The 20,323-nt window shown below is 55.5% G+C and carries 15 protein-coding genes; 7 read left to right on the top strand and 8 right to left on the bottom strand.

All coding sequences use genetic code 11. The annotated features are described in order from the left end of the window. Positions 1-124: 124 nt before the first annotated feature. Complete coding sequence (locus V9K95_RS02605) at positions 125-5,212, bottom strand: kinesin (protein ID WP_336439903.1); 5,088 nt, start codon at positions 5,210-5,212, stop codon at positions 125-127. 304 nt (positions 5,213-5,516) lie between these two features. Between V9K95_RS02605 and V9K95_RS02600 the strand changes: the two genes are divergently transcribed. From V9K95_RS02600 to V9K95_RS02590, 3 genes are all read left to right on the top strand, one after another. Then, the gene (locus tag V9K95_RS02600) at positions 5,517-5,885 is read left to right on the top strand and encodes an Hpt domain-containing protein (RefSeq protein WP_115052765.1); all 369 of its coding nucleotides are present in this window, start codon (positions 5,517-5,519) and stop codon (positions 5,883-5,885) included. A gap of 85 nt (positions 5,886-5,970) precedes the next feature. After that, positions 5,971-6,291: a 2Fe-2S iron-sulfur cluster-binding protein gene (locus V9K95_RS02595; RefSeq protein WP_115052766.1), complete on the top strand. Its 321-nt coding sequence runs from the start codon at positions 5,971-5,973 to the stop codon at positions 6,289-6,291. 374 nt (positions 6,292-6,665) lie between these two features. Beyond that, positions 6,666-7,691: an NAD(P)/FAD-dependent oxidoreductase gene (locus V9K95_RS02590; protein WP_307285670.1), complete on the top strand. Its 1,026-nt coding sequence runs from the start codon at positions 6,666-6,668 to the stop codon at positions 7,689-7,691. Between the two features lie 160 nt (positions 7,692-7,851). On the opposite strand, the gene V9K95_RS02585 is transcribed toward V9K95_RS02590, so the two are convergent. Then, positions 7,852-8,475, bottom strand: coding sequence for a DUF922 domain-containing Zn-dependent protease (locus tag V9K95_RS02585; RefSeq protein WP_336439904.1), 624 nt, complete (start codon positions 8,473-8,475; stop codon positions 7,852-7,854). A gap of 128 nt (positions 8,476-8,603) precedes the next feature. Here V9K95_RS02585 and folP point away from each other — a divergent pair, with 128 nt between their 5' ends. Together folP and folK are read left to right on the top strand one after the other, a co-directional pair. Continuing rightward, entirely contained in the window at positions 8,604-9,443 is an 840-nt protein-coding gene (folP, locus tag V9K95_RS02580) for a dihydropteroate synthase (protein WP_336439905.1), read from the top strand. After that, entirely contained in the window at positions 9,440-9,955 is a 516-nt protein-coding gene (gene folK, locus V9K95_RS02575) for a 2-amino-4-hydroxy-6-hydroxymethyldihydropteridine diphosphokinase (RefSeq protein WP_336439906.1), read from the top strand. The genes folP and folK overlap by 4 nt, the downstream gene beginning before the upstream one ends. Positions 9,956-10,019: 64 nt before the next feature. On the opposite strand, the gene V9K95_RS02570 is transcribed toward folK, so the two are convergent. From V9K95_RS02570 to V9K95_RS02555, 4 genes are all read right to left on the bottom strand, one after another. After that, on the bottom strand, positions 10,020-10,556 hold the full coding sequence (locus tag V9K95_RS02570) for a hypothetical protein (protein ID WP_115052770.1): 537 nt from the start codon (positions 10,554-10,556) through the stop codon (positions 10,020-10,022). Between the two features lie 122 nt (positions 10,557-10,678). Beyond that, a complete protein-coding gene (locus tag V9K95_RS02565; RefSeq protein ID WP_336439907.1) occupies positions 10,679-11,758 on the bottom strand; it encodes a YcjF family protein in 1,080 nt (359 codons plus the stop codon). Further along, the gene (locus tag V9K95_RS02560; protein WP_336439908.1) at positions 11,755-13,230 is read right to left on the bottom strand and encodes a YcjX family protein; all 1,476 of its coding nucleotides are present in this window, start codon (positions 13,228-13,230) and stop codon (positions 11,755-11,757) included. The genes V9K95_RS02565 and V9K95_RS02560 overlap by 4 nt, the downstream gene beginning before the upstream one ends. 122 nt (positions 13,231-13,352) lie before the next feature. Next, a complete protein-coding gene (locus tag V9K95_RS02555; protein WP_307285650.1) occupies positions 13,353-13,868 on the bottom strand; it encodes a SixA phosphatase family protein in 516 nt (171 codons plus the stop codon). 383 nt (positions 13,869-14,251) lie between these two features. On the opposite strand from V9K95_RS02555, the gene dksA reads away from it, so the two are divergent. Further along, the gene (gene dksA, locus V9K95_RS02550) at positions 14,252-14,668 is read left to right on the top strand and encodes an RNA polymerase-binding protein DksA (protein WP_040854267.1); all 417 of its coding nucleotides are present in this window, start codon (positions 14,252-14,254) and stop codon (positions 14,666-14,668) included. 112 nt (positions 14,669-14,780) lie between these two features. Here the strand turns inward: dksA and V9K95_RS02545 are convergent, their stop codons facing one another. Continuing rightward, positions 14,781-15,893, bottom strand: a complete 1,113-nt coding sequence (locus tag V9K95_RS02545; RefSeq protein ID WP_336439909.1) for a hypothetical protein — start codon at positions 15,891-15,893, stop codon at positions 14,781-14,783. 310 nt (positions 15,894-16,203) lie between these two features. Here V9K95_RS02545 and cckA point away from each other — a divergent pair, with 310 nt between their 5' ends. Continuing rightward, complete coding sequence (gene cckA / locus V9K95_RS02540; RefSeq protein ID WP_336439910.1) at positions 16,204-18,801, top strand: cell cycle histidine kinase CckA; 2,598 nt, start codon at positions 16,204-16,206, stop codon at positions 18,799-18,801. 30 nt (positions 18,802-18,831) lie between these two features. Here the strand turns inward: cckA and V9K95_RS02535 are convergent, their stop codons facing one another. Continuing rightward, entirely contained in the window at positions 18,832-20,322 is a 1,491-nt protein-coding gene (locus tag V9K95_RS02535; RefSeq protein WP_336439911.1) for an AbgT family transporter, read from the bottom strand. Position 20,323: the final 1 nt, after the last annotated feature.

Here is a 20,323-nt window from a genome sequence, read left to right as displayed (position 1 = left end):
TGAGCCTCGTCGAACCACGCAGCTACCGGAATGCGAGACTACTTTGCTCTCAGCAATCAACCACGCATACTAACAAAAAACGCGGCCCGAAGACCGCGTTTTTTGTTTTCATACCAATTGGCTCTTAACGCAGACGATTACTCGCATGAGCAAGCATGGTGTAAACCTTGCCTGTGTCGGATGTCAGATAGGCCTGGGTCGTTGTGTTGTCGCGATCGTTGCGTGTGACATCCTCAAGCAGGCGCTCAAAGTCATCCATGTAACGATCAACAGCACGCTTGAACTCGCTGTCCGACTGATATTTGCGCTTGATCTCGTCAAAGGTCTGCTGGCCCTTGAGCGTATAGAGACGGCGGGTGAAGACATTGCGCTCACCAGCCCGGTAACGCTGCCAGAGTTCAACGGAAGCCTCGTGGTCGATGGCGCGGGTGATGTCAATCGATAGCGAATTGAGCGACTCGACAACCTGACCGGGTGAGCGGCCTGCCGGTGCCTTTGGGGCTGCCTCGGCTTCATCGGTCGAAGCACGGCGCAGGAGATCGGACACCCAGCCATTACCGGCAGGACGAGCCGGTTCAGCATTGCCACGTGTGTCGAGTGTGCCGCGCATTGCAGGCGCAGCCGGTCCTGATGCTGTCGGTGCCGCCGCAGGACGCGGTGCCGGAGCGACCGCTTCGGTCCGTTGTGGCTGTGCTGCCACTGCGGCTGTTGCGCGGGCTGGCGCTGCGCGCTGTGCCCGTGCTTCGCCAACGTCAGTAAGACGCCCGGATTTCTGAACGATTTCCGAGAGTTCCTTCAATGCGTTGATCTGTTCGGAAACAGCCTTGCGCATCTGTGCCGTGGATTGCTTGGCTTCTTCAGGCATATCCATCACACCGCGTTGCAATTCGGAACGGGTCTGTTCAAGCTCCGTACGGATCGCTGCGGAAGAACGACGGATTTCATCGGTCGCGTTGGCAAACTTCTGCGATGCCTGTTCCACAACTTCGGAGATGGAATTGCGGATCTGTTCGGTTGTCTGGTTTGCACGGCCTTCGGCGCGATCGAATGCCGAAGAAACAAGCGATTCGAACGAACGCATTGTCTTCTCGATTGTTTCCGATTTGGCGATGAGACCTGATGCCAATGCCTGCAAAGCTTCCTGGCGCTCGTCAAAAGTCGAGGCGAGGTTGGTTTGCGATGCGTTGATCAGTTCCGATGCCTTGTTGAGCATGTTGCCGTGCTCGTCAAACCGCTGAGCGATGGAAGCAATGTCGGTTAGCGTACTGTTGGACAATTGTGACAGTTTGCCGAGATTGCCATCAATCAGACGGGTTGAGGTCTCGAAGGATTCAGCAGCCTTCGTGGCGTTCTCCGCAAAGGCCGTCGTCGTGTCGAGCAGGCGTCCGTCAATGTCGCCAAGGTTCTTGGTCGCCATATCGATGAGTTCGCCAAGCTTCGCATTTGAAGAGGAGAGGCGGTCGATAAGGTTGCTCACATCGTCGGTCAGACCAGCCTTGGCCGCCTGAACAGCAGTGATTGTCTCTGCGGTGCGGCTGGCAATAGCATTGATCAGAGCCGCATTTTCAACCCGCAGGCGTTCAGTTGCGGATGTGGTTGCTTCAACGAGCTGCGAGGCGAGCGTACGGCCATTATCGGCAAGGCTTTCGACCAGCGGCTGAGCCGTATTGTCGAGAATGCTGATGATTTCCTGCGAACGGGCCGAGAGAACCTCGTTCAATTCGCGGGTGCTTTCCGCAAGCTTCGATGCGGTCGTATTGGTGGCTGCCGAGAAGCGGGCCTCCAAAGCCTCGAGATTGGCGGCGGCCTCCGTTGCGCGCTGACCAAGCCGTTTTTCGGTTTCCGCCAGGCTTTCATTCATGCGCTGGCTGAATGCCTCGCCATGGCCGTCAAGAGCTTCGCCGGCCTTCTGTGCTTCACCGGTAAGGGTAGAAGCAGCTTCTGTGATTTTCTCACGCAGCGTGCGGGCGACAACCGAAGCACTCTGTTCGAGCGATTTGCGAACATTATCGACACCAATGGCCAGTGCATTCTGCATGGTTGTGGTGCGTTCGTCGATTGTACCGCCATGGTTTTCGAAGGCCTTGGCAAGCACGTCTGCGCTGTCTTGCAGGACCGCCTGCAAGGCTACCGTACGGTCGCCGATGGCACCCGCCTTGTCGTCCAGTGTCTGGCCCAGAGCAGCATTGCCCTGTTCCATCGCTGCGCGAATGGCTGCAATGCGCTGGTCGAGAATGGTCGCATGATCGTTGAGCGTTTCGCCGACGCGGGTATCGCTTTCGGCCAAGGCTGCGCGAATAGCGGCAGCGCGCTCGTCCAGCGTTCCGATATGGGAAGCCAGCGTGTCGCCGATCTGCATATTGCTGCTGTCGAGCACAGAACGGATCCCTGCTGTGCGCTCTTCAATATCGCTAGCATGCTGTGCCAGTGTCTCGCCGATGCGGGCATGGGTATTTTCAAGCGCTGCCTGAATACCGGCTGTACGCTCATCCAGCGAAGAAGCGTGCGAAGCCAAAGTCTGGCCGATACGCTGATCGCTATTGCTGAGCGCCTGCTCGATTCCCGCTGTCCGCTCGTCGATGGAACTTGCATGCGAGGAAAGGATATTGCTGATGCGCGAGTCGCTTTCGATCAGGGCCTGACCGATACCGGCTGTACGCTCTTCAATGGCGCTGGCATGCGAGGCCAGAACATCGCTGATACGCGCGTCACTGCTGGTCAAAGCCGACTCGATGCGACCTGTACGGTCATCCACACTGTCGATAAAGCCGCTCAATGTGCCGTCGATACGTGTGCCGCTATTAAGCAGCGTGGCCTGAATTTCGGCGTTGCGTGCATCAATAGCCTGCGTATGAGCAGCAAGCGTTTCGCCAAGTTTGGCATCGCTGCCGGAAAGAGCCAGCTGGATTTCCTGGTTGCGCTCGTCAAGGCTTCGATTGTGCTGATCAAGCGTCTGCGCAATCTTGGCATGTGTTTCAACAAATGCCGCACGCATTCCAATGGTGCGCTCATCGATGATCTTGGCATGGGCATCAAGTGTCTGGCCAATGCGTGTGTCGGTGGCGTGTATCGCTGTTTCAATATTGGCGCTACGCAGATCGATGTTGCGAGCATGTTCGTCCAGCGTGTCGCGAATGCGTGTATCAGTGTCCGCAAAGGCAGCGTGCATGCCGGCTGTGCGATCTTCGATTGCTTTAGCGTGCTGTTCGAGTGTTGCACCAATACGGGCTTCATTGTCTTCAAGCAGCGTATGAATGCCGGCAGTACGGTTTTCAATTGCCTTGGCATGTTGTTCGAGCGTGGCACCGATGCGGGCGTCATTATCCACAAGCGATGCACGCAGACCAGCAGTACGCTCTTCGAGGGTCGAGCCATGACCTTCGATGATCTGACCAATAGCTGCAGTGCTGCTTTCCAGTATGGATTTAAGGTTTGAGGTGTGATCGCCGATCTGTCCTGCCTGATCGCGAATAACGATGGCAGCGCGGTCGGTTTCCTGAATCAATGTCGCGGCGAGGGCATCGCGTTCTTCAGCAAGTTTGGCAGCGAGCGCTTCACGGCTTTCCACAAGGCGGTCGGAAAGAGCCGCCGCATTGGTGGAAAGAAGGCTGCCTACCTGCTCGGAAAGCGTCGACAGATCATTGCCGATCTTTGCTTTTGTCTCATCGACAATGCCGTCAATCGAAGCGCGGCCATCGGTAAAGGTCTTGGCGATGTCGCGAGTGCGTTCGATCAACTGTTCGTTGATCTGGCGCGCACGGGCTTCGAGGGCCGAATTGAGACGCTCGGTGCTGGCATCCAGCGAATGGGCGCGTGTTTCGAACTCTGCAAGCAGTGAGCGTCCGCGTTCGTTGATTGTTGTATCGAGCCCGGCGAGACGTGTGTCGAATTCGCCAACCAGCGTCTGCGTGGCATTGCCCAGCAGCGACAACATGCTGTTGGTGCGGCCGTCGAGCGTATCAGCCAGTTTCATTGTTACAGAATCTGTCTGTTCGGACAGAGCTGCAATGCGCATTTCCAGAAGATTTGCAAAGGCTTCGCCGGAAGTGCTGATCTTGTTTGATATGTCGTCCGAACGGGAAACGATCTGCTCGGAAATTACCTGTCCGCTCTGTGTCAGTCGTTCAATGAGCGACTCACCAGACTGGTTTATCGACATGCTAAGATTGGTGGACGCGCTGGAAAGGTGTTCGCGCAAGGAATCGCCTGCCAGTGAAAGCTCGTCTTTCAACTGCTCATGGGCACTGGAAATAGAAGCGCGCACGCGTTCTGCGTGGCCGATTACCGATTCGCGTTCACCGCCGAGACGGTCAACGAGAGTGCGGATGCGGTATTCATTGTCGGTGTAGACGCGTTCAAGCTGGTTCACTTCGGTCTGGACCAAGGTTTCCAGTTCAACGGCGCGCGCCAGCGTGCGCTCGACACCTTCGCTCATGGCCGCAACTTCGCGGCGCACAGCCTGACCCAGCGAAGCAACGCGGTCGGATGAGAGCATTTCCGGTTCGGACAGGCGCATTGCTGCTTCCGCCATGGAACGCGCAGCATACTGCATTTCCTGACCACGACGGATCATGATCGCGAATGCCCAGAAAAGCATGATTGGAACGATGATCGCTACCGCTAGGCCAATTGCGTAAGGCGCTGCGGCAAAATCAGAGAAGGACCGGATCGACCAGAGCGATGGACCGTAAAGAGCATTGCCAAGTGCCAAGACACTGCCGGCCCAAAGAACACTGATGATCCCTGTGATCAGACTATAGGATTTTGGCTGCACAACGGAACTGGTGGAGTACGTGGTCTTGGCGGCTTGAAGCAGGTCGTCATTCGCTGGCCGGAAGGAGGGCTGCGATGGAACAGCCGGAGCCTTTGGTGGCGCGGGTGGAGCTGCGGGAATGGGATTGGCAGCCTTGATCTGCGGCTTTGGCGCAGGCAATGGAATGGCGGCAACAGGCGGCGTTGTTACCTCAGGTTCGGGCAATTTTACAGGTTCGGCCGCGGCAGGTGTCTCAAATTTCTCGGCGGCAAGCTCCTGCGCTGCCTGTGAAATCTGGGCTTCGAGATCGTTCAGGGACAAGAGATCATCGTCAAGTGGAGACAGATCCATATCCATCCCGAGCGTTGACTCGTCGAAATCGATTTCTAGAGCCTTTTCAAGGGCTTCACCGAGCTCGTCTTCGGCTTTGAAAGCCTTGCTTTTCGGGGCTGTGGCCATGTTTTCCTCACAATATTGGGCGATGGCCACATGTGGGGCCAACCGCGCCATACTCTTTACGCCGCTACTTTAATGTACTGGCACATGGTTTGGAAAGAAACAATGGATTCAGGAAATGCTTAAAAGTTTAAACACAAGGTTAATTTTTGGGCCTCTCATAAAATTTCAATTGTAGGCAAAAATTTACCCGGCATTCACCATAAGGCACCATTTAAGCACGATTTCCGCCCCGTTTTAACCTTGAATCAGCGTCATCAGCTTAGGCTCGTGAGTTCAAATGTAAAAGCGTTCAGGAGAATATCCAATGGCCCAACAGGCATCGATGGCATTTGCTTCGCCAGGTGGCGAGCGATCGAAGCCAGCGCGCAAGCGCCCGATTGATCTTGTTCACCTTACCCGTGAAACATTCGGCAACCGCGCTCTCGAAACCGAAATCCTCAACCTGTTTTCCCGTCAGACCTGCGGCATCGTGGACAGACTTATCCACGCAAATCCTGATGATCGCGTCCGGCTTGCCCGCTCGCTCAAGGGTTCGGCCAATGCAATTGGCGCATTTCGCGTGGCCGAACTGGCAGAGGCGGTCGAGCAGGCTCCAGCCGATTCGAAACTGGTCAGGGACCTTCGCCCTGCCATTGATGATGCGCGCGATTATATAGCGGCAATAACGCGCTGAAGTTTGCGCTGCGTCAGGGAGTACAATTGACTTACGCCTTTAAAGCCCTATGTCAGCGGTAACTTGATCACTGGGGCCTTAATTCATGGCGAAAATCACCTTTGTCACTCATGGTGGCGAACGCATCGAGGCGGACGCCGAAAACGGCTCTACCGTTATGGAAAGTGCCATTCGCTTTGCTGTTCCGGGTATTGATGCGGAATGTGGCGGCGCCTGCGCTTGCGCCACCTGTCATGTCTATGTGGATGAAGAATGGAAGGCTGCGACTGGCGAACCCGAGGCCATGGAAGAAGACATGCTCGATTTCGCCTATGATGTGCGTCCCAATTCAAGGCTTTCCTGCCAGATCCACGTTTCTGATGAACTGGATGGCCTTGTGGTGCACGTTCCGGAACGTCAGTCCTGATATTTATTGCAGTTCTGTCGTGCGCCCTTCGACAAGCTCAGGATGAGGAATGTTGGTGTATTTGCAATAGATGGCGCCGGGCACGGTGACCTGCCTGCAGCCAACTCACCTTCCTCATGGTGAGCCCTGTCGAACCACGCACAATAGAATTGCCACTCATAGGACGATAATTGCAGCTCACAGGCTGATATTTTCTCATTGACCCATTAGAATCAAACCGCAGAACGGCTTTTCATAGCTTGAGCGGCGGCATTGTCTTGACCTTGGGACAAGCAATCGTTACGCGCATGGCAGCCCGTGTGTCTTGAACACGCCAGCCATTACCCTTTTTCTATCTGCACGGCATGCAGACCGTCCGGCATGAGGAATTTGCGATGAGCGAGATTATCAAAACCGATGTTGTCATCATTGGCGCAGGGCCCGTCGGCTTGTTTGCGGTGTTTGAACTTGGCCTTTACGATCTGAAATGCCATCTCATCGATATTCTTGATCGCCCCGGCGGCCAGTGTGCAGAGCTTTATCCGGAAAAGCCGATCTACGATATTCCGGCATGGCCCATCATCAGCGGCAATGAGCTGACTGAAAAGCTGATGGAGCAGATCAAGCCGTTTTCACCCCAATTCCATTTCAATCGCATGGTGACGGGACTTGAACGTCTCGAAGATGGAACATTCCGCGTCGAGACGGATGATGCTGAAGTGTTCGAAGCCAAGGTGGTCGTCATTGCAGCCGGTGGCGGATCTTTCCAGCCCAAGCGCCCGCCGGTTCCCGGTATCGAGGCCTATGAAGGCAAGAGCGTGTTTTATTCCGTGCGCCGCATGGAAGAATTCCGCGATCAGGATGTTCTTATTGTGGGGGGCGGTGACAGTGCGCTGGATTGGGCGCTCAACTTGCAGCCGATTGCCCGTAGCCTGACCGTGGTGCACCGGCGCGCAGAATTCCGCGCAGCGCCAGACAGCGTCAAGAAAATGTTTGAACTGGTGGAAAGCGGCAGCGTTCGTTTTGAGCTGGGACAAGTGTCTGGCCTCAAAGGCGATAATGGCGAACTGACCCACGCTGTCATCAAGGCGGCAGAAGGCGAGGTCGAGATTCCTGTGACGCGCCTCCTGCCATTCTTCGGCCTGACCATGAAACTGGGTCCGATTGCCGATTGGGGCCTGAACCTGCATGAAAATCTTATTTCGGTGAATGTCGAGACTTTTGAAACATCAGAACCCGGCATTTTCGCCATTGGCGACATCAACTGGTATCCGGGCAAACTCAAGCTGATCCTGTCGGGCTTCCACGAAGCTGCATTGATGACCCAGGCGGCAAAGCGCATCGTCAATCCCGGCGAGCGCGTTGTGTTTCAATACACAACCTCATCAACCAGTTTGCAGAAAAAACTTGGGGTGAACTGAGGGGGTAGTTTACTATTGAACACAAAACTCTCCGTCATCCTCGGGCTTGACCCGAGGACCCGGAGTTGCGCTACACAACAAAATTGACTGATAAATCCCCGGTTCAAGCCCGAGGATGACGGAGATGTTTGTACTTTATTGATGGTGGCGCACTACCTTCTCAAGGCTTAGACAGTTCCTTCACCATGCGGTAAGTCAACAGGCGCTCGAAGCGTGTCTCGAAATTGACTGTTTCAATGCGGTCGAAACGCACCTGATCTGCATCATGTTTCTTGAGCAGTTTTGCCGTCAGCGCGTCAATATCGGCTTTCAACTTCATACAATCGCTACGCCAGGGTAGGGCTTTGACCTGACGCTCCATATCGCCAGCTGCGGTGCGCGCAATGACGATATGGCTTTCCTCATGCCGCTTGATATCCGCCGAAAGCGTGTCCCACACAAGCGCGAGATCCCGCTTTGCGCTGCGGCGCTGTTTCCAGCGGGGCAGGTAAACAGTTGCGCGCACGGTGATATCCGCATTGACGACCTGACAGTTCTTGCCATTGGAGCCAAACTTCACCTTGCTGTCAAAGCGCATCCGCGTCATGCCGGGATGCCGTGTACCGGTCTTCGCCAATACTGGTCCCCTGCGGCTCAACTCCTTGTCGAGTTCGGCTGCATTATCCGCATTCAATGTGAAATACTGGTATTTTCGCAGGACGGTTGCCGCGTTGGCGGGAGCAACGAAACTGGAGGCAATAGCGACCGCAATCGAGCTGGCGGCTAATCTGGCCAAAATATGCATTCAGCTTTTCCTTTTCTTTGGCCAGTGTGCATCATTCAAACAGTATCGTCAAAAACCTTGCAGATGAATTGACGTTCCGCGCAATGTGATAAAAAACCAGACAGCGAACAATCAACGGGAGCGTAGGAATGGATCGGGAATGGCAACTGGCACATGGCCGGTCTTTGACCTTGGGGCCACGCGCATTGATTATGGGCGTGCTCAATGTGACGCCCGATTCGTTTTCTGATGCCGGTGTCCATTATTCGCTGGATCAAGCTTTGCAGGGCGCGCGCAAGATGATCGAAGATGGGGCATCGATCATTGATGTAGGCGGCGAATCCACACGGCCAGGCGCGGCGCGGGTTGAACCTTCGGTAGAGCAATCACGAATTTTACCGGTCATCGACGCTTTGGCGAAGCAGGGCGATATAATTATCTCGGTTGACACATATCGCGAGGAAACGGCGCGGCTTGCCGTGGAGGCTGGAGCCCATATCGTCAATGATGTATGGGGGGTACAGCGGGAGCCCGCCATTGCTGATCTTGCTGCGCGCACCGGCGCGGGGCTTGTCATCATGCATACGGGCCGCGAGCGTGAACGAGATCCGGACGTGATCGCCGATCAGTTTGCCTTTCTCAATCGGTCGCTGGAAATCGCACGGCTTGCTGGCGTATCGGATAGCCAGATCGTGCTTGATCCCGGATTTGGTTTCGCCAAGGATACGGATGAGAATATTGCGTTGATGGATCGCTTTTCAGAACTTGCCGCCTTCGGCTACCCATTCCTTGCGGGCACGTCGCGCAAGCGATTTCTCGGCGCTGTTTCCGGTGGTGAAGCCAATGAAAGAGACGTGGTGACAGCTGCATCCTCGGCTATTTTACGGCTTGCCGGAGCCGATATTTTCCGTGTGCATGATATCGCTATGAGCCGCAGCACGCTCAACCTCGCCGATGCAATGCTGGATAATCGCGGCAAGCGCCCATGACTATCTTGCGTAAAGCCTGGCTGGGTCTTGGCGGCAATCTTGGCGATCCGATCTTGGCCATGGGGCAGGCTCTGCGCGCTCTGGATAGCCGGGCTGATACCTCGGTCAACATCGTGTCGCCGGTCTATAATACGCCGCCATGGGGCAAGCGCGATCAGCCTTCTTTCTACAATGCCTGCGCGGAGCTTGCGACTGAGCTCGAACCGGAATCCCTGCTGGTGGTCTGTCTCAATATTGAACTGGTAATGAAACGCGAGCGGCTGGAGCGCTGGGGCCCGCGCATTATCGATATTGATGTGCTGGCCTATGAGGGGATAGATCGCTTTGAAAGCTCAAGCCTTATCCTGCCGCATCCGCGCATGACGGAACGCGCATTCGTGCTCGTGCCGCTTGGTGATATCGCCCCCGATCTGAAGATTGAGGGAATGAGCGTTTTGCATTGGGCGGCGCTGGCAGATAGTACCGGAATGACAAAAGCCCGCGATGATGCGGGCTGGTGGTCCGTTCAATAGCAGAACAGAAAGGTGCGTGGTTCGACATGGTGAGCTTGTCGAACCAAGCAGGACATATATACAATCAGTTCTTAGCGACGCTGCCCACGGCAGTTGTATCAACGCGCTTCAAGGACATGCCGACAACAGGAATCAACTGGTCTTCCAGATGAACGGAAATCGTTACATTCATGCTGTTATCATTGTTGAATTTCGCCTGCATGGCACCGCTGAGCTGTCTGCGGTTGATTGCAAGAACAACCCGATTGCCTGAGACATTGCCGCCGGTAATGTCGAGACCCTTGCCAGCCGAACCGTCTAGGAAGGTGCCCTTGTAGCTATTGCCGCTGCGGGCGATCGTTGCCTTCATCGGTTGATTGAAAATACCGACACGGCAGTTGCCATCCAGCGTCATGCCTGTTGCGGCGGCTGGTGTGGAGCCTTCCAGCGTGCAGGTAAATTTTGTACCCTTATATTTGCCCGCCACGATTTCTCCGGGGCCAACCCACTGGCCTTGGACATTCTCGAAGAATTCCGCGTCTTTATCCTTAGCTTGCGCCGGCAGCGCCAATAGCGCGCAGGCGAACAGGGACAGGGCGGCGACTGCTGCGCTTGTTTTCATCGACACGGACTCAAACTCTAATCATTGGAATGGCTGCTTCGAACCAATCATGGGTTGGAATGGTTAACAGATGGTTGCCAATGCCATAAAACTTGGGGATATGAAATGCTTCTATTGCCCGGTCAGGGCTTTTTAACACCGCCGATCCTTGCCAGATCGCCGATGAAATCACCAATTCCCGGTCGCTTTTCAGCGTTGAACGGGAAGGGCCGCACCAGATCCATCGCTGAAATGCCGATGCGAGCCGTCATCAAGCCATTGATCACACCTTCGCCAAGTCTCGCCGAAAGTCGCGCGGCAAGACCATGTCCGACCAGTTGTTGAATGATGCTGTCGCCCATTGCCACTGTTCCTGTCACGGCCAGGTGGGCGATGACATTGCGCGTGAGCTTAAGGAAGCCAAGCGTTCCCGGCCTGCCTCCATAGAGTTCAGATAGCCGCCGGATAAGCCGCGCTGATTCGAAAATGACATAGCCGATATCGACAAGCGCGCGGGGGCTGACAGCCGTGACAATCGAAACGCGCTTTGAGGCGGCAAGGATCATTTCGCGCGCCTGCCGGTCAAGCGGGCGCAGCAATTCGGTTTCCGTCAGGCGTATCAAATCGCGCCCATCGATCACATCATCACGCAAGTCGTGCAGAAGCGCGCGGCCCTTGGCGGTGGCGGGCAGGGTTTCGGCAATGCTGACGAGCTTGGCCACAGCAGCCTTTGCCTGTACCGGATCATTTTCGCTGGCGGCCTTGGCTGCCTCGTCACGCAAATGCTGCACTGAGGCGAGGCGGCGCAAGGCCAGTGTTTCGCGCACAATAATAGCGATTAGCGCCAAGGCACCGAGTATCGTGACCCCAAGCGCCACCCAGCCCAGCCATGGCGCACGTTCAAAAAGCGTGCGGATAAGATTGTCGGCCCAAAGGCCCAACGCCAACGATGCAAGCACCCCAATTGCGCCGGTAAAGACTGTGGCGAATGAAAACTTCTTTCTATTCGCCAGAGCTGGCGGCGGGGTCAGGGCATCCAGCTCATTGGCAGCTTCAGGATCAAGGTCAAACACATCGACCGCGGCGGGCGTTACAACAGCAATATCCTTGATCGCTGTTGGCCTGCGCTGTGCCGCTGGTGCTGCCTCGACAGCCTTTGCAGAGGCTTTTTCTTCCTCCGGCTGGTCCATGCGAAACGAAGCTGGCTTGCGTTTTTCACTCATGCGAGGCGATCTCCAATGAGGAATTGTATGGCCCGATCCAGCCTTATGTGCGGCAGTGAAAGCGTAAAGCCTTCTGCCGTTTTCTCCAGTTTGGGAGGGCGGAAACGGACAAAGCGGATAGAAGGATCTTCAGATACTGATTCCGGTCCTTCAAATATTGAATCCGGTTTTTCCGGTAAGTCACCGGGAAATATGGCTGTTTCGGTTTTTCCGTCGAATTTCTCGCCGTCTATTGTCTCGCCTTTCAGTGGTGTCCCGACGATGACCGGCAATATGTCTTTGCCTTGGGTGACAGTTGCCTCGCGGGTTGTTCGCACAGCGGCCATTGCCAACACCTCGACGCTGGCGCTGGTAAAATCAGCGCGGCTTATCGCGCGATCGACAAGGCGGCGTACGATGGCCTGCAACCGGTCATGGCTCTCATGGTGCAAATGATCTGCCTTTGTTGCTGCAACAAGAATGCGGCTGATGCGCCGCTGTACGAGCCCGGTCAGAAAATTCGTGCTGCCGGGACGAAAACAGGAAAGGATTTCCGTCAATGCCCGTTCAAGATCGGCAACAGCGGAGGGACCGGCATTCATCGCCTGCATGGCATCCACCAGAACGATTTGCCGGTCCAGCCGCGCAATATGCTCGCGGAAGAACGGCTTTACCACGTGCGTCTTATACGCCTCGTAGCGCCTTTCCATCATGGCGCCCAGCGAGCCGGACTTGTGTTTTTCCTGTCCCAATCCGGGTAAGGGCGCGAATGTCAGTGCGGGTGAGCCTTCCAGATCGCCGGGCATCAGGAAACGGCCCGGAGGCAGCGTGGAGAGTGCCCTTTCATCGGCCTTTCCCGCCTTCAGATAGGCGGTAAAGCTTTTTGCCAGTCTCTGCGCTGTCATTTCATCGGCATCGGCAGATGCATTTGCTGACGCTGCGGCTTTGAGCCAATCTTCAGCCAGATCGCGCCTGCTTTCCAGCTGCGCCAATTCGAATGAATCCTGCGAGAACTCATTATAATTCTTGCCGAGTAGTGGCAGATCGAGCAGCCATTCGCCGGGGTAATCGACAATATCGACAGAAAGCTTGCCGCCGGAAAACATGCGTCCCCATGCGGATGCGGATTCATACTCGATTGTCAGGCGCAATTCGGAGATCGCCCGGGTTGAATCCGGCCAGATACGGTCCTCGATCAATGCTTTCAGGTGGTCTTCATATTGAAATCGTGGAACGGCATCATCCGGTTGCTGCTCCAGATAGGCTTTGGCAATCCGGCCGGATTTCTGCGCTTCAAACAGCGGCAAGCGCCCGCCATGGATCAGATTGTGCACGAGCGCCGTGATGAAGACTGTTTTGCCTGCGCGGGAAAGCCCTGTCACGCCGATGCGGACGGAGGGGGAGGCTAAGGAAGCTGTACGCTCGGTCAGCGTATCCAGCGCAATTCTTGCCTCGTCGGCCCAACTCGTCAGTCCTGTGGTGAATGTTCCCAATCGACAATCCTATTGCGGCGTTCTTCTGCGACCCATTTGGGGGCTGCTTGTGTCAAACTCAAGGTACTTTGTTTTGCAGGATTGTTGTGCGAACCACGCACAAAGTGTGTGCAATCCGAATCTCACAAATGCTCCGAGGGTGAAAAGAACTCCCGCAGTGTTCCTTTGCCGGGACGAATTTCCGCCAAGGGTTCCTCAAACTCGATCACCGCAAGACCGGCTGTGGGAAATCCGGAGACAAATGTCGGGTGCGTAGGGGGATCGCCACGACCAGACAGTGCCATGGCCACTTCCTCCATCATGGGGTTATGGCCCACCAGCATGACCGATTGGCTGCCCTCATGCTCCAGACCGGCCATACGAATGGCCATCAGATAGGTGTCTGGACCGCCGGAATATAGTTTTTCGAGTTCCTGTAATATAAAGGGTGGCTCCAACCCTACATATTCGAGCGTCTGGCGGGCGCGGATTGCAGTTGAACACAGCACGACATCCGGTTTCAGTTGTGCACGCTTCATCTCCAGCCCGAGGATTTTGGCCGCTTCCGTGCCATCCTTGTCCAGCGTACGGTCAAAATCCTTCTGACTCGGTGTTGGCCAGACCGCCTTGGCATGACGGAGAAGGTAGACGAGACTCATTTACTTATCTCCGTTCTGGAACAGGCTGGAAAGGTGCCATGCTTCACTCTTTGACGCAAATATCCGCTTTGGATCATGCGGCAAATGCACCATTTCTCAAATAAGTGTGCAAAACCTGCCTGCGAATATTCTGTGCGAAGTGCAATTTTGCGAGGCAAAGCGCAACCGCAAGTAGAGCTCTGAGGGTGAGAAATGCCAAGTTTTGGCCTTGTTTCCCTGCTCTGACGTCGCGAGAATTCCATTTATCCGGCTTAAATGCCACTATTTTAAGCGATTTCGCCCTGCTTCTTTATTGATTTACTATGTCTTTTTGTAGTTGTGCGCTCATCGGACACGACCTATATAGGCCTCCTCGCGTCTAAAAGGTGCAGGGTGATTCAATGATGAATAAACTTATCGATCTTGACTATAAGCCCACGGATGACGAGCCCTTCATGAGTGATCGGCAGAAATCCTACTTTCGTGAAAAACTGATTGACTGGAAGAACGACATTTTGCGGGAAGCCCGCGAAACGCTCGAAATCCTACAGCAGGAAAATGCAAATCTGCCGGACATTGCTGATCGTGCTTCTTCAGAAACAGACCGCTCCATCGAGCTTCGGGCTCGTGATCGTCAGCGCAAGCTGATTTCAAAGATTGATGCAGCCTTGCAGCGCATCGATGATGGAACATATGGCTTCTGCGAAGAAACAGGCGATCCCATCAGCCTCAAGCGGCTTGATGCACGCCCAATCGCAACATTGTCCATCGAAGCTCAGGAACGTCACGAGCGACGCGAGAAAGTCTACCGCGACGATTGAGCTTAAGTTTTAAAAAAGAAGCCCGGGAAACCGGGCTTTTTTTATTTTTGCAGATTTATTTCTGCGTGGTTCGAACCACGCAGATGCTCTTATGCAATCGGACCGTACTCCTCTAACGGTCCGGCCGCGACAGATCGCCGAGCAGACGTTCCATCTCATCCTCGATATCGTCAGCCTTTTTCGGTTGCTCTTCCCTGTCGATCTCTTCACCGGGGGCGATATTGAGTTCGCTAGCCAATTCCGGATCGAAAGCGTCCGAAAAATCAGCGTCGCTTAGCGTGATCTCCGGCTCGGAAGTCTCCTCAGGCTCGATATTGTCGAGTGAAGGCTCGCGGTAGACCGCTTCATTGCGGGCGGCAAACGGGAATGCCGCGGCTGTGCTGGCTCTTTGTTCGCCGGAAAACTGCCTGACGGGTTCCGGCGCATCGATTGGCGGCTCCGGTGCATCCACCACGAGCTCAGCCTTGCTTTCGCTGCCAAAAGACGGCGAAGCGGTGCGTTCCCAGCCATTGCTGGCGTCACGCACTGGCACTGTAATGGTGGGAGCCGCTTCTGCTGCAATTGCTGCTGCCGCAGCGACCGTCGGAGGCATATAGGGCAGTGGCCGTGTAGGCTCAGGCGTTGCTGTAATGGGCGGAATGGGTGCCATTGGCGGGATAGGAGGCAAAGGCGCCGTCGCTGGCTGCTGGCGCGGCTCAGGCGGCCTGACATCGCGAGGCGGCGTCGGCTGTGGCGCTGGCGTCGGCGTGCGCAGCGGTACTTGCGGCGCCTGTTGCAAGGGTGGTGCCGGCCGTGTCACTGGCGCGGTTGCCTGTGGTGCCGGAGAAACCGGCTCGGCGCGCGGCGGCTCAACGGGTTTGCGCTCTGTTTTTGGCTCAGGCTCGGGGGAAGCGGTTGCCGCAGGTTCGATACGCGAGGACTGTTTGGCAAATTGCCGGATGTTCTGCTCGATGACGATATCGCTGGGCCCACCGATGAGGATCAGATGCTCGACATCATCGCGCCGCACGAGCACAAGCCGCCGGCGGTTGTCGACAGCAGCGGCATCGGTCACCGAGAGCCGAACCTGCCGGTTGCGCCCACCCGCCACGAACGTGCCGCCTGTTACCCGCCGCAACACGGCAAACACAAGCAAGAGCAGCGCAATGACCAGTGCAAACAGAAGAATGAATCCCACAATGGGGGCGGCAGTATCGCCGACGATAGTGGCAAGCCATGCATTCATGACAAACTCTCCTCTATAATATTCCACCAAGCCCGAAAACTTGTTCCCCGACACGGGCTTCGCAGCATAATTTCGCGTGACACTACAGAGTGGACTTCACAGTCGCAACCCTGATGATTTTAAAACAGTTTTACCCTATAAGGCGTGGAATAAAGCTTATCCGATAAAGGATAGGGTTTAACGCCGGTGAAAGATATGATCCAACCGATTCGAGAAGTATGACACAAGCAGCAGGCCAAACGGCAGCATGCTGGTTGGGCGATGAAAAAGGGGCCTGAGACATATGTCTCAAGAAGCGAATAGTAGACATATGTCTCGAGAAACGAATAGCGATCTTTATCCGGAACCGATCATCGCCAACACGAAATCGAACAGGGCAGGCTTGCGCCTGATCCTGCTGGGTATCGTGCTGGTCGGGATTTCCGTCCTCTATTTCATCTATCGCGACCAGCTCGGCCAGCAATTCCTGCTTGGCCTGCTTGGTTTGCTTGCCATGACCGGCGTTTTCTACCTGTTTGGCTCGGCCATTAATGTCATTCAGTTTACGCCACGCGGCACGAGTGATGAGCTGACCCGCGCCTTTGTCGATACTTACCCGGAAGGTACGGTCGTCTGCGACCAGAAGGGGCGCATTGTTTATGCCAATCGTGCCTATGGCGAGATGACGGGCGTAACGAGTTCGGATGATGTGCGCCCGATCGAACATATTCTTTCCGGAGAGCCAGCTGCATCCGATCCGATTTACCGCCTTGCCAATGGCTTGCGTGATGGAATTTCCGGACAGGAAGAGATTCGCCTGTCACGCCCGCTTGATCCATCGCGCGAACCGGTGCCGACCTGGTACCGCGTCAAGGCGCGCGCCGTTGCCGGCATTCCCGATCAGACCGCCCCTGTCTATGCCTGGCAGATTTCCGATATTTCCGCCGAGCGCGCCGAGCAGGAGCGCTATTTTCAGGATATTCAGGAGGCCATTGATCACCTCGATCATGCGCCCGCCGGTTTCTTCTCCGCCGATCCTGATGGCCGTATCATCTATATCAATGCAACACTGGCGGAATGGCTTGGCATTGATCTGACACGATTCACACCTGGCTCCATGACCGTGCGCGAGATCGTAGCCGGCAATGGAATGGCGCTGATAAATGCAGTCAAGACGGAAGCGGGAACAAGCCGCAATACGGTTATCGATCTTGATCTGGAAAAGGCCAATGGCCAGAGTCTTGCCGTCCGCTTCTACCACCGGGTTCAGGCACAGCGCGACGGCAAGCGTGGTCCGACGCGCACAATAGTCCTTGATCGGGCCGAGGGCGAAGATACTTCGGCGGCGCTGCGTGCTGCGGAAGTAAGGTTCACGCGCTTTTTCAATTCCGCCTCTATGGCTATTGCCGCTGTCGATTCAACCGGCAAGATATTGCGCACCAATGCGCGTTTCCTTGGCCTTTTTGCTCCCGTGGTCGACCGGGATGATATTGACCGGCGCATCCCGCTGGAAACCGTGGTGCATGAACGTGACCGCGAGGCGTTTGATCGTGCATTGGCCTCAGCCTTTGCCGGAAAAGCAGAAATTTCTCCAGTCGATACGGTTATTCCGGGCAATGAGGACCGGCATTTGCGGTTCTACATCAGCCCCGTTTTCGATGCCGGTGGAGAGGATGGAGCTGAAGAGGCTGCCATTGTCTCCGTGGTTGAAACCACCGAGCAGAAAGCGCTTGAAGCCACCATGGCGCAAAGCCAGAAGATGCAGGCTGTCGGGCAGCTTGCAGGCGGCATCGCGCATGATTTCAACAATGTACTGACGGCAATCATCATGTCGTCCGATTTGCTTTTGACCAATCATCGCGCATCGGACCCATCCTTTGCCGACATTATGAACATCAAGCAGAATGCAAACCGCGCTGCCTCGCTGGTTCGTCAGCTACTGGCATTCTCGCGCCGCCAGACATTGCGTCCCGAAGTTCTCAACCTCACGGACGTCATTGCCGATGTGCGGATGCTCTTGACGCGTCTTGCCGGCACGCAGGTCAACCTCAGGATCGAGCATGGCCGCGATCTATGGCAGGTCAAGGCCGATCTTGGCCAGTTTGAGCAGGTTGTGGTCAATCTGACCGTTAATGCGCGTGATGCCATGCCTGAAGGCGGCGATTTGATCATCCGCACCCGCAATATGGGTGAGGCGGAAACGGCCCGCCTTAATTACCGCGATGTCGTGCCCGGCGATTATGTGGTGGTCGAGGTTGTCGATAGCGGCACAGGCATGACGCCCGAAACCATTGCCAAGATCTTCGAGCCTTTCTTCACTACCAAGGAAGTGGGCAAGGGCACAGGCCTTGGCCTTTCCATGGTCTATGGCATCATCAAGCAGACTGGTGGCTCCATCCATGCCGAATCCGAGCTTGGCAAGGGATCAACATTCCGCATCCTGCTGCCACGCTTCGTGGAAGGTGCCGAGCCGCAAATATTGAATGCCGAAGGCGAAGTCATTCAGATCGAAGCGCCGAAGAAAGAAAAGAAGCCCGAAAAGGCAACCGACCTTTCCGGCACTGCAACTGTGCTTCTGGTTGAAGATGAAGACGCCGTGCGGATGGGCGGCCTGCGCGCGCTTCAATCCCGTGGCTACACGGTGCATGAAGCGTCAAGCGGCGTTGAGGCGCTGGAGGTCATGAAAGAGCTGGATGGGAAGGTCGACATTGTTGTGTCTGACGTTGTCATGCCGGAGATGGATGGTCCGACCTTGTTGCGTGAACTGCGCAAGGATTACGGAGATATCAAGTTCATCTTCGTTTCCGGCTATGCGGAAGATGCCTTTGCCAAGAACCTGCCGGAAGATGCGAAATTCGGCTTCCTGCCGAAGCCGTTCTCGCTGAAGCAACTGGCAACAGCGGTCAAGGAAATGCTGGAGAGCGAATAGCGTTTATTGCGATCCGCTCTCCGGGTTCGTTTATTTCGTGAACAGACCAACGCCCGGTGCCAGCGGAAGCCCGACTTCAATCCAGAAAACGAGGAAGGCTGTCCAGGCAACCAGGAATCCGATGGATATGGGCAGCGTCATCGCGGCCAATGTCCCGATGCCAGCATCTTTCTGGTAGCGCTGCAGGAAGGCAAGGCAGACCGCAAAATACGGGCTCATGGGCGAAATTACGTTGGTAGCGGAATCCGATATTCTGAAAGCCGCTTGCACCAGCGCTGGTTCCAGACCCACCAGCATCATCATCGGCACGAATATGGGTGCCATCAGCGACCATTGAGCAGAACCTGAGGTGATGAAAACGCTCATGACGGTCGCCAGCATGATGAAGGCAAGCACAAGGGGCGTACCGGCAAAACCGCTGGCATCAAGCACGTGCGAGCCGCTGATCGCGATCCATTCGCCAAGATTCGTCCATTTGAACCACGCAAGAAACTGCGAGATTGCGAAGAACAGCACCAATGTCGGCGCAAGGTCCTTCAACGCTTCTGACATCAGGGAAACCGCATCACGGGCATTCTTTATCTTGCCGACGGCTTTGCCGTATATCCAGCCGACAAGCAGGAAGAAGACGGCCAGCAGCGCGACAATGGCTTCAAGCAGCGGCGAGGGTACCAACCCCCCTGTCTCATTGCGCAGAGGCGAGGCGGCAGGCAAGGTAATGGCAACCACGACAATAACGAAAGCCAGTGCTGCCCAGCCTGCCAGCTTCAGGCCGCGCATCTCAGTTGCACCAATAGGTTCCAGATTGAGAACCACATCGCCGTTATATTTGCCAGCCAGCGGTTCGACAATCCGCTCAATGACGAATGTACCCACAAGCGAAAGCAGCAGCGCCGAACAGGCGATGAAGTAGTAATTGTCAAGCGGCGAGACATAGGCCTGCGGATTGATCGTATGAGCGGCGCTTGTCGTTATTCCTGAAAGTATCACGTCAACCGGCGTAATCAGCAAGCTCGCATCGTAGCCAGCGCCCACTGCAACATAGCCCGTTACAGCGCCGACGAGCGGGTTGCGCCCCACGGCCTGAAAGATCATCGCTGACAGCGGGATCAATACGATATAGGCAGCATCGGAAGCGACATGGCTGCACATGCCGACGAGGAAAATGACGAATGTCGTCAACTGCCGGGGTGCTTTCATGACACTGATCTGCATCAGGCTGGCGATCAGTCCGGCACGGTCGGCAACGCCGATTGCCAGCATGATGACGAGGATCACGCCGAGCGGCGGGAACATGACATAGTTTTTGGCGATGGTGGTGAGGGCGAATACGAGGCCTTCACCGGAAATGAGGCTTTGTACGAAAACCTCCTTGCCTGTTTTGGGATTGATGCCGCTCGCACCACCCATAGCCATCAGCCAGGATACTATGGCGACAACAACGCAGAGAATGAGAAAGAGAATGAATGGATGGGGCAAGCGATTGCCGGCCCGTTCAATAATGCTGAGAAATCGCTGCATG

The organism is Phyllobacterium sp. CCNWLW183 (assembly GCF_037203775.1).
Taxonomy (GTDB): domain Bacteria; phylum Pseudomonadota; class Alphaproteobacteria; order Rhizobiales; family Rhizobiaceae; genus Phyllobacterium; species Phyllobacterium ifriqiyense.
This window is presented reverse-complemented; position numbering and strand designations above follow the sequence as displayed.